The following is an 11,418-nucleotide window of genomic DNA, read 5'->3' as shown; positions in this document are numbered from 1 at the left end:
TCATCACCTTTGTAGTTATCCATAAAATATAAGGGTTTAGCACCGAGATGACCACTTAAATTTGTAAAAAGCTATTTCAGTTTCGTTGAATACCCTTCAGCAAATAGCTTAAGTTTTTTATCGCTTCCATTGCAAATTCACTGACCACATCACCGTTTTCGATGAGATCATTAAGGTGACATATTATCTGAGATTTTAGGGTGTCACTCTTCGCCAAATACAATAACGAAATCTCTACTTGCTCGATAACAGACTTGTCGTTTTCTGAACTTAACAAATCCAATAAGACCACAATATGTTCTGGGTAGTACTTTAGGTTACTCGCTGCTAACTTACGCATCGCAGGAGAGTACGCGTTACTCAAAGAAATTAAATTACTTTCGTTGTGTTGCTGATGAGAAGTGTTTACACCTTTATCGACTGTGTCATGTTGTTCTAATCGAACTTCATTTGTGGTCGTACTCTTTAGATCTTTTACGCCCATAGTAAAGCTCCCCGATTGGATTCTTTAATGTTAGGACCAGAGTATACTTTTATAAATACGATTTTTCGGAAGACGAGATAAGGAAAGACCTGAGTACCTTTTAGCTACATATTAGTCGCATAAAAAAAGCCCCTACAAGGTGTAGGGGCCACTACAGGTTGGAGAGTATCTGATTAACTAGCTAACAGTTTAGCGCACAGATAACAAATTAAAATCAGGGGTTTCCCGATAATAAGAGAGAGGATCCCTTAGAGATCAGTAATACCATTTTTGATCGCAAAACGAACCAAAGACGCCAAGTCCCTAATTTGTAGTCGCTCCATAATTTGTGAACGGTGAGACTCTATTGTTTTAACGCTTAGACCAAGATCGTAAGCTATCTGTTTGGTACTTTGACCTTCGGCTAGCATTTTTAGGATTTCTGTTTGCCGTGGGGTCAATACGTTTTTAACGTTAACTTCTTCTTCATCGCCTTGCTTAAGTGTCTCTAATAATTGCTCTGATAGCTTTGGACTTATATAAATTTGACCATCTAAAACCGCTTTCAATGCCAACTCAAGCTCTACTTCAGCAGAGTCTTTTAATAAATAAGCATTGGCACCACGTTCTATGGCGGTTTGTAAGTAATCCGAGGTATTGTGCATCGTTAATAAAATTACCGGCAAACCAGGATAAAGCTTTTTGACTTCAGGTAAAATATCTAGTCCTGAGACGTTTTTCATTGCCACATCCGTCACCAAAACGTCTGGGGTCACCGTATCTATTAATTCAATGACTTCGGAGCCATCGGCTGCTTCACCAACCACATCATACCCAGACAAGTCCTCTAATAAAGCACGCAGGCCTGCACGGACCAAATGATGGTCATCAACCAGTGCGACTCGCTTTATTTCCTGCATAACGTTTACTCCCTATTTCCTAAAATGAGTCTAGCCCAGCTTCAGAATTCCGCAACGGGATTTCTACTTTAATATCAGTACCTAAAAGAGGTTTTGAGAAAATTTTAAATTCTCCACCCGCCAATTCGACTCGCTCTTTCATATTGATCAAACCGACGCTATCACTTTGTGCATGAACATCAAATCCGACCCCGTCATCACTTATTTGGATAATCAGCACATTTTCATCACTGAACAAACTTACTTTGACGTTCTTAGCACGTGCGTGTTTCACAATATTAGTCAAAGATTCTTGAACCACTCTAAACCCGACAATTTCAGCTTGTTTGTCTTGAATTTCGCTAAAATGACTGTCATCTATTTCGTATTGAATATCATCTATTGAAAACAACTTATCCATTTGCCATTTAATAGCCGGCGAGAAACCCAAAGAATCAAGTTGAGCGGGCCTGAGTAACAATGATAGGTTTCGAACTGTATCTAGACTTTGACTGGTGATTTGATGGATATCTGAAATCTTACTTTGAATTTTTTCATCTTCTATTCGCCTAGAAATCCATTTTGTTGCCAGTAATACTGCCGTCAATGATTGGCCAACGTCATCGTGAAGCTCGCCCGCTATTTGCTTTCGCTCAGCTTCAATAAGGTGTAGGGTCTTAGAAGACAGTGCACTTAAACGATAGTTGGCCCGGGCAAGGGCATTTTTAACTCTGAGTACATCGGTCAAATCTCGAATAACAAATTGAACCGACTCTTCACCTTCGTAAATAATTAGGTTTACCGCGATTTCTGCATCAAAATATTCGCCATCGCTTTTTCGAAGCGTAAACGACGTAAAACCATAACTGCTCTTTTTTCCCGAGAGCATATAGCGAATTCTATCTCTTAGTAGGGTCTTATCGTGATCTGAAACAAAGTCAGCTAGTAACATGTCGCTTCTATCTACAGCAACGTCTAATTCAAATAGTTTTTGTGCCGCTCGGTTTAAATATACAACTCGGTTTTTCTTCAATACCATAATGCCCTCAGGTATCGAGTCTACTAACTGATTGGTTTGGTGCTCTTTTTGTCTCAGTTTTATTTCAAGTTTTTTAATGGCCGTGATGTCAAAGAAGTTTCCTGTAACTATTCCTTCCGCTTCAAAATATTCTGCTTGAAGATAAACAAAGTGTTGATTACCAGAGCGGTCTATGATCATTTTTTGAGTTTTTAACGGGTTGGTTCGAAAACCCATTTTTACCGCTTTAAGAACATAATTAAAAACCGCGACGTCCGCTCGTTGTTTTAATTCATCTAGGCTAATAGGAGAGGTAAAGGCTTCATCTAGCCCCAATAAATTGGCGACATTTTCACAAAAGTATAACGTTCGTTGAACGACATCTAGCTCCCAGTAAGCCATACCACTGGCGTGCCGAGTAATTGAAAGGCGGGTATCAGACTCTTGTTGTAATAAATCTTCATTGAGTAAAATAGATTTAGCAACGATTCTTAAAAGGCCCAATGTTTTAGTCCGCTCGGGCAACGGAACAAAAATAAGAGTGCACAGCTTGGCTAAATAAAGGCCGTGTGTTTGCCTCAACCTAACCTTACAAACATACGAACTGTATTGGGGATTCTTACTCAATTTCTCTAGCCACTTTTGAGGCACATCCTCCATATTGTCAGCCCAAAGGTCATGCAAGTGAAGTAACTCTTGATCGCCAACGGGTTGAATACTTAAAGACGCTGCTTTATTGAACTCTTTGATACTGAAGTCGGTTACCGATATCAATAAACACGGGGAAGGGTTGTTGTGGAAGATTTCAGCTTGAATGGCATCAAGCAACTTCGTCGACTCTAGGTCGGCATCTTGATTCTCATATCCAGCGTTCTCAATTACTTTTTCAGCTAAAAAATAAACTCCCGCGCCAACTAGAGCCGTTATAATCCACTGCCCCCATTTTGAACCAGTTGCAAAGTAGAAGGACAAAATCCCAACTGACAATAAAACAGTGATAAGCACCTTCAGTACACGCAGGTTCTGCTCTTTTTGACTCACACAACTTTCCTTATCACCACACCATGATTTGTTTTTATAGTTAATTGACGTGCAATACTACTGATTATTGGAGCTCATACCTCTGAATGTTATAACTGAGGAGGAGTATCGTCATTGTCCCCAAACCAACAGACCACTTGGTTCCGGCCTTCGCTCTTTGCAAAATACAATGCACTATCCGCTTTTCCTATCAGTTCTTGAACACTTTTATCTGAAGCCTCTTGCTGGGCAACACCAATACTCACCGTAATATGAAACGTACAGTCCTTTTTAATATGAATCAACATGGACTCTACAGAAGTCCTTATTCGCTCCGCAATTCTCTTCGCCTCTTCGATACTGGTGTTTGGCAGCATGACAACAAACTCTTCACCTCCAAAACGCCCCACTAAGTCATATGGTCTGACACTTTCTTTTAATATAGAACTAAATAACCTTAAAGCTTGATCGCCACCAGCATGGCCATAGGTGTCATTAACTATTTTGAAGTGGTCAATGTCTAACATTAAAATAGAACACTGCTTTTCTTCGCGATTTTGTCTTATCCATTCTTTGCGCATTTGCTCTACGAGCATGCGCCGATTCCAGATATCAGTCAGCTCATCATAATTTGCCAAAAAACGTAGTTTTTGTGTTTGTTCGACGATTCTACTACCTGCTCTCAGGCGAACACGTAACTCTCCAGGATTAAATGGTTTAGTGAGGTAATCATCGATGCCAGAATCCATAGCTTTAACAAGATCTTCATCCAAGCTCTTATTTGTAAGCATTACTATATAAATCGCTTCGTCAAATCGACTGCGTATTTCTTGGGCCATATCGATACCCGACATATTGGGTAATGACCAATCGGTTAAAACAATAAAATAATCTTGGTGCTGGCTAAGGAAAGACAGGGCCTGTTCGGCAGATTCCACCTCCGAAACTTCATAGCCCCACTGTTTGACTGAGTTACTGATCAACATTCGTGTCACAGGCTCGTCTTCTACCACCAATATATTCATTATTTGTTATGATCCTCAAAGTCCTCAAGCTCGAGCATGAACGCTTTTAGTTTCATTTCTAATGACATCCAAAGTCTATTAAACAAGGAAGCATCAGCATCTTTTGCTACTTTCTCCAACTCCACAAACTCAGGCTGCAGCCGACTGCCAGTTAAGTTCCCTAACATCCCTTTCATGCGGTGCAATTGTTTTGCTATAGCGGCCCAATCACCTTCTGATTGCAAATCCGCTATGTCTTTCATTTCTTGTGGCAAAATATTCATAGTCATGCTCACCATTGCGTGCACCGTTTCCATTTGCCCCGAAGTGACTTTGAGAACATCGTCTAAATCAAACCATCGATAATTATCGGGAGACAGCCTTATATGAGACTTAGTATGTCCTTTGGCTTTCACTGAGACGGTTTGACGTTGGTTGGGTTTCTTATCTTGCAACGGCTTTTTAAAATATGACTCTATGGTTAATAATAGCTTATTTGAATCAATTGGCTTAGTTAGATAATCATCCATCCCAGCCTCTATACAGACTTCACGGTCACCTGTTAAAGCATGAGCCGTTAAACCTATTATTTTTACTCTTTCTTGTTTTTTGTGGCCTTCAAATTTCCTTATAAGTCGAGTTGCTTCGAGTCCATCCATTTCAGGCATTTGCACGTCCATCAACACCACGTCATATTCAGAATTCTTTAGCTCTTCTAATGCTTGTTTACCATTAAAGACCAAAGAGGAGTTATGACCCCTATAGGTTAAAATATCATGAACTAAGCGGCTATTTATTGGATTGTCCTCGGCAACCAATATGTTTAACAAACGTTCTGGCGGCGCCAAATCTACTCCACCAGAATGTTGCAAATCGGGCCGTTCCATCTGAAGTACATTCGTCAGCATATTAAAAACTTCGGACTGCTTGACGGGTTTTAGCAAATAATTATCAATGCCCAATTCATTTAGTTCATGGAGGTCTTCAGAGATATCTGAACTATTGAGCATAAAAATAGTGTGCGGAACTTCTTTGTATTGGCTTTTTAGTTCTCTCATCAAGTCAAACCCAGAAATATTTGGCATGTCTTTGTCTACGATAAGCACATCGATATTGTTTTGTTTCATCTTGGATGATTGATACAACGCAATCGCTTGCTCTGCACTACCTGCAATAATGGCTGTGCATCCCCACGAAGTGATCATATTGTGTAGCCATTTGCGATTTATTGCGTTGTCATCTACTGCCAGTACGGTGATTCCAGAAAAATCTAAGTCGCTGATGATGTGGGCATGCCCTTCTTCTACCTTTAATTTGTTAATATCACCGACCTTAACGGGTATCTCAACAATCATTGTAGTACCGATAGATTCTTCACTTTCAATATTAAGTCGGCCGCCCATTAGGTGTGCTAACTGTTTTACGATTGGCAAGCCGAGCCCCGTTCCACCGAATCGCCTGGTCGTTGAACTATCCGCCTGGCCGAACGGCTCAAATATGGATTCTAATTTAGACTTAGGAATGCCAATTCCTGTATCTTTTATGGTGATTTGTAGAACAAATTCATCTCCTTCCTCTAAGTGATGAAGTGACTGATTAGAGCTCAGTTCAACGATCACTTCACCCGTTTGAGTAAACTTAACTGAATTGCCAACCAGATTAAAAATAATTTGTCCCAAACGCATCGAATCAGCCAAAATACAAGCTGGTAAATTAACGTCTATATTGTATTCCAGCTCAATCATTTTTTGGTGAGCTGTAGGCGCAAACCCTTTTAAAACGTCGCCAACTTTGTTGTCCAGAGAAAAGTGTTCTTCGACTAACTCCAACATACCAGCTTCAATTTTTGAGTGATCGAGAATGTCATTTAATATTCTCAGTAATGACGATGCAGACGTTTTGATAAGCTCTAAATATTCTTGCTGGAGTGGCGTGAGGCTGGTTTGTTGTAACAGGTCTGTGATCCCTAAAACACCATTCATCGGCGTTCTAATTTCATGGCTCATGTTGGCCAAGAACTGGCTTTTTGCCAAACTATTGCGATCCGCTTGCTCTTTCAAAATCTCCATTCTGTCTTGTGCTTCTTGAAGCTCTGTAATGTCAAGATTACCGCCAATCATAGAAATAGGGATACCGTCTTCATCAACCAGCACCGTCCCCGCAGCTTTGATGTATTTAATTTTATTGTTTTTTACAACTAACCTAAATTCATGATACCAGTCTTGCTTTTCTCTAATGGCTTGTAACAGGCTGCGCTCCGCTTCTTCTCTGTCCTCGGGGTGCAATGCTTGTTGCCAATTTTCATATAAGAGTTGGTTGTCAACTAAAGTAAGAGGGACTTTATACATGCGATACATGTTTTCGTCCCAAGTGAGCTGATTGGTTCTCAAATCCCATGTCCAAATCCCAAGACCTGATACCTTGCTAGCCAACTCAAGCACTAACTTCGTTTCCTGGACTTTTCGATGCGCTTCCTTCCTTTTGTTTATTTCAGAAGACAAGTTTTGTGCTTTTAATTTGGTAGACAGAAACATTTGTCCGATACCGGCAATAGCGGCGGTAAACAATAAACCAAATAACAGTAAAATATTTGCGACACTTCCTTCGGACAGTGCACCTATGTAGGTCGAGGTGGTGAGTGTCCACGGACCAGCTACCAACTTTCTATCTCTGGAAATCTGGTCACTTTTGTGGCGTACATTTGGTTGGGTATTCAAAATGTAAAAATCATCGTCGCCACTTTTAACGGACAGCCGCAATGGAATAGTTTGATAGTCGAACGATACATCAGATATTAATTGTTTAACATTTATCAAAGAAGCTAAATAACCCGACCTAAATTTATCGGTCGTATTCTCAGACATACCATCAACAATATTTGTTGTTTCAGAAGTCAAAGTGTAGGGGACGTACAAAATAAAATAGTGCCCTAAATCTCCGACACTTTGTATTTTTGTGATTCCGAATAAGGTTTTGTCTTCTGCCAAGATTGCATTTGTCGATAATTCACTACCATTCACATCAAATTTTTCGAAGATGTATTTATAAGAGTTATCAGGATAAGAGCTAAACTCATCCCAACGCTTATTTCCAAGTGCAATGGCCACCATACTTTTCTGGTTGATTAAATGGTTGCGTATCACTTCTGCGTCTAGTGACTCTAAGCCTTGTTCTTCAATGTTATTTTTTATTTGATTTAAAGAGGCGACATGGCTATGTAATTCGCTATTTAGTTCCCTTGTCAATGATGCCGAAATGAGATCTAGTTGGCGTGTCATTTGTTTGTAGTCATGCTGTGTCATCGCTTGCCAAAGGCTAAAGGTAACAGCCAAAATAAAGATTGCGACGAACGACGAAATAGTCATTGAAGTGATCAAATCACGCCATTGATTTATTACGAACGCAGCAAGACCTAAACTTAGGGCGACAAAGCCAATGCTCGTATGCATGGCCATTTGGGTGTACCGCCCCCAACCATAGCTTGACTCTACACCATTTATGTAGCCAACAATGGCGACTAATGAAAGTGCTAAGGTCACTGCTACTGAAAAAGAATAATAAAATAATAACCTAGGGTGCTTCCTTAATTTGTCACTGACAAAAAGTAGGCTACTTGTAATGATGAAGCAAATGGCAGTATTTGGCGCCATTCGGCCCGGGCTAGAAGTATTCAGATCGATATAATGTTCCATAAACAATTGATCAATATGAAAATTCATACCGAACAAATATTGCAACAACGTAACAAAAGACAAAATAAAGATAGAAGCACCACAGACTTTAGCTAATCCGTATTGCTTTTCTGTTATCGCCCAAACTCCTATTCCGCACCCCAAAAAACCCAAAGCAGTATTAAATTGCATTGGTACAAATTGCTCACTAATTTGAATAATGGCTTCGTTTTTTATCACCCACCCCACCATGACAAGTGTACCGAGCAACATAATAGAAAAAGCCATTGCTGGCGGGAGTAAACGAGAAAGCGACTGGAACTTTTGCATTGTCTTAGAATTATCTCCATTAGAGACGAAAAAGCACTCGTCTCATCGTACTACCTTGTAACTTAAGTTATTAATATAACTTAACTTACATCTGGTAACTTTCAAGAAAATAGGTAAATTTTTTTTCAAAATTACACTCATAAGTGTAGTTCAAAAGTTGTCTTTATATTTTTTTGTCAGTGAGGTTGAGAATCACAATGAAGTCGTTACGCTTTTAAAGGAAATTAAATAGACTAAACCTAAATATTACGCTAAACCTTTATTATTGATAATTTATTTCAATTAGTACTTAGGCAAATCACTTACAAAACGAGTAAACTTGGATGACCCCAAATTCCCTTGCGAGCTTTTTTACAAACCAATACATGCCACACGGCCACTGTTATATGTGGCAACCTCATATTCTTTGGACAAATGTCATCTCGGATTTGCTAATAGCGGCTGCCTATTTTTCCATTCCCTTAGCACTCGTTATCTTTAGCAAGCGAAGACCAGACATTGGTTATAGCCGTGTATTTGCGCTTTTTTCAATGTTTATACTAATGTGCGGTATCACACATGTCTTCGGTATCGTCACTATTTGGCATGGTATTTATGGTTGGCACGGCATCACTAAAGCAATTACAGCTGTCGTATCTATGATGACCGCCTTATATTTGTATCGAATATTGCCAGAATTGGTCTCAATTCCGACGCCAAAGCAAGTAGAAGGAATAAAGCAAGAACTGCAAAGTGTTTCCGAAGAGCGCAATTTATTGAACCTGCAAATCGAGGAGCAAAGACTTGTTCAGTTTATGTTAGACACTATGCCAATTGGCGCCTGCTTGCTTAACAAAAATTTTGAAATTGTCTTATTTAACGAAACCTTTATAAAAGAAACTGGCATCGATAAAAATTTTTTAGTCGAGACTGAATTGAGCGATTTACTCGAGCCTAATAATTTATCAAATGAAACTTTTCTCAATAATATTCAGCACCGAATAAAGTCAGACAAGGGCCAATTCAAATTGCAGTTTGTCGTTTCATTGTTAAACAAAGGAGAAACAAGTTTTCCAGCTGAAGTGACATTAGTGCGAGAGGAGTTTGGTGGTGAACCACACTACGTTCTGACATTTAGCAATTTATCTGAAATAGAAAGTGTTAAAAGGCAACTCCTAGAATCTCACGCAAAATTAGAGCGGGCAATAAATGCTACAGAAGATGGCGTTTGGGAATGGTATTTAAAAGACAATAGTATGACCTGGTCTGAAACCTTTGAAGAACTTATTGGTGTAACAGGTTTGGATCCACAACATATAGATACTTGGAAAGCGCATATTCATCCTGACCATTACAATATGGTTATGGAAGCACTAAATCAGCACTTCCAGTCTAAAGAAAAACTTAGCATCGAGTATTTAGGAAAAAACAAAAAAGGGCAATATGGTTGGTTTAGCATGATAGGCAATACCCTATTTGATATAAAAAACCAACCGATAACGATGTCAGGCTCATTGCGCTATATTCAAGACAGTAAAATTCTAGAGAAAAAGGTGGCTGAAAAAACCGAGCTTCTCAATACCATTTACGAGGGCGCAAACAACGCAATTTGGGTTGTAGCTGTAGAGGACAACCAAGAGTTTAGATTCACCACATTTAACCGCACAGCTGCCGACCGTTTGTCTATGAAAGTGGATGATATCGTCGGTCGTACATTGACTGACTTAAAAAGTGTTATGTCAGAGGAACAGGTATACGAGTTTAGAGAGAATTACCAATCATGCGTAGATATGGGCGATGTGAAAGAGTACGTAGAGTGCCATCCATACAACGGTAAAATGCGTTGGTATCAAACAAACCTCTACCCTATCAAAGATGAAAATGACAAGGTCATCAAAATTGTTGGATCGGCTCTAGATATTACGGCCATTAAGAAAATTGAACTTGAACTTGCCGAAAACAAACAGTTTCTCGAACATATAATCGATGCAAATGTTTCTGCAATCTCTCTTTTTGATCTTACTTCACAGTCTATATTTAGAATTAACCAACGATATACCGATATTCTTGGCTACAAATTAAGTGATATTCAAAGACTGTCCGATCCATTATCGCTTTATCATCCTGATGATGTCGTTGATATTAGTAAACATATCGAATTAGTTATCGAATCGGATACAGGGACACTATTCCCAATTCAGTATAGGATGAAACATAAAGATGGTCATTGGATTTGGTGCCATACCGTAAATACGATTATTAAAAAGGACGAGAATAATATACCTCAGGTCATGTTAACGACCTTTATCGATGTCACTGAACAAATTGAGTTGCTCAATCGGTTACAAGAGTCTAATTCTTACTTAGAGCGCTTTGCTATGGTTGCCTCACATGATTTACAAGAGCCTCTCAGAAAAATCAGTGCATTCTCTGATGCGCTAAGTGAGAGACTTTCAGACACCTTAGAAAAGGACGAAGAAAGCGCTTTTCAATTTGAACGGATCCAAGATGCCGCGAGTCGTATGCGAACCATGATCAAGGATATTATGGGATTATCCCAAATCAACAGTGCGGCACTTCACAAACAAAAAGTGACATTACAAGAGCTTGTCAACTACGCCCAAGAGCAACTTCAACTTTCTATTGAAGAAAACAAAGTTCAGTTTGTTGTTACTGCTGGTGAAACCGAGTTTGTTGTTGATAAATCATTGATTGGTCAGCTTTTACAGAATTTGTTTAACAATGCCATAAAGTTCCGTTCGGACAATCGCCCAGTCATTGAAGTATCCGCACAAAAATCAGCAAATTCTACTACCCTAATAGTGAAGGATAATGGCATTGGTATCGAAGAAAAATACTGTAAACAAATTTTTGAGCCATTTAGGCGATTACACTCAAAAGATAAGTTCTCTGGTAGTGGTATAGGTCTCGCCATATGTAAACAAATTTGTAAAGTGCATGGTGGGACCATTACATGTAAAAGTAAGCTTGAACATGGCAGTACTTTTATTGTCACACTACCTAAATAGCGTGA

The 11,418-nt window shown here is 39.3% G+C and carries 6 protein-coding genes; 1 reads left to right on the top strand and 5 read right to left on the bottom strand.

Going from position 1 to position 11,418, the window contains the following annotated elements; all coding sequences use genetic code 11:
• Positions 1–76: 76 nt before the first annotated feature.
• From AC4E96_RS05095 to AC4E96_RS05075, 5 genes are all read right to left on the bottom strand, one after another.
• Positions 77–484: a hypothetical protein gene (locus AC4E96_RS05095; protein ID WP_490255082.1), complete on the bottom strand. Its 408-nt coding sequence runs from the start codon at positions 482–484 to the stop codon at positions 77–79.
• Positions 485–732: 248 nt separating this feature from the next.
• Positions 733–1,383, bottom strand: a complete 651-nt coding sequence (locus AC4E96_RS05090; protein WP_488032360.1) for a response regulator — start codon at positions 1,381–1,383, stop codon at positions 733–735.
• Positions 1,384–1,402: 19 nt separating this feature from the next.
• Positions 1,403–3,421: a PAS domain-containing sensor histidine kinase gene (locus tag AC4E96_RS05085; RefSeq protein ID WP_490255081.1), complete on the bottom strand. Its 2,019-nt coding sequence runs from the start codon at positions 3,419–3,421 to the stop codon at positions 1,403–1,405.
• Between the two features lie 89 nt (positions 3,422–3,510).
• Positions 3,511–4,425 carry a GGDEF domain-containing response regulator gene (locus tag AC4E96_RS05080; protein WP_488032362.1) on the bottom strand — a complete coding sequence of 305 codons (915 nt, stop codon included), beginning with the start codon at positions 4,423–4,425 and terminating at the stop codon, positions 3,511–3,513.
• On the bottom strand, positions 4,425–8,405 hold the full coding sequence (locus tag AC4E96_RS05075; RefSeq protein ID WP_490255080.1) for a response regulator: 3,981 nt from the start codon (positions 8,403–8,405) through the stop codon (positions 4,425–4,427). Before AC4E96_RS05075 ends, AC4E96_RS05080 begins: the two co-directional genes overlap by 1 nt.
• 323 nt (positions 8,406–8,728) lie before the next feature.
• Here AC4E96_RS05075 and AC4E96_RS05070 point away from each other — a divergent pair, with 323 nt between their 5' ends.
• Entirely contained in the window at positions 8,729–11,413 is a 2,685-nt protein-coding gene (locus AC4E96_RS05070; RefSeq protein WP_490255079.1) for a PAS domain-containing protein, read from the top strand.
• Positions 11,414–11,418: the final 5 nt, after the last annotated feature.

This window comes from Psychrosphaera sp. (genome assembly GCF_982872775.1).
This window is presented reverse-complemented; position numbering and strand designations above follow the sequence as displayed.

Excerpts from the sequence above, each read along its gene's own strand:
- AC4E96_RS05095 (WP_490255082.1), bottom strand. The coding sequence starts at position 484 with ATGGGCGTAAAAGATCTAAAGAGTACGACCACAAATGAAGTTCGATTA.
- AC4E96_RS05090 (WP_488032360.1), bottom strand. The coding sequence starts at position 1,383 with ATGCAGGAAATAAAGCGAGTCGCACTGGTTGATGACCATCATTTGGTC.
- AC4E96_RS05080 (WP_488032362.1), bottom strand. The coding sequence starts at position 4,425 with ATGAATATATTGGTGGTAGAAGACGAGCCTGTGACACGAATGTTGATC.
- AC4E96_RS05075 (WP_490255080.1), bottom strand. The coding sequence starts at position 8,405 with ATGCAAAAGTTCCAGTCGCTTTCTCGTTTACTCCCGCCAGCAATGGCT.
- AC4E96_RS05070 (WP_490255079.1), top strand. The coding sequence starts at position 8,729 with ATGACCCCAAATTCCCTTGCGAGCTTTTTTACAAACCAATACATGCCA.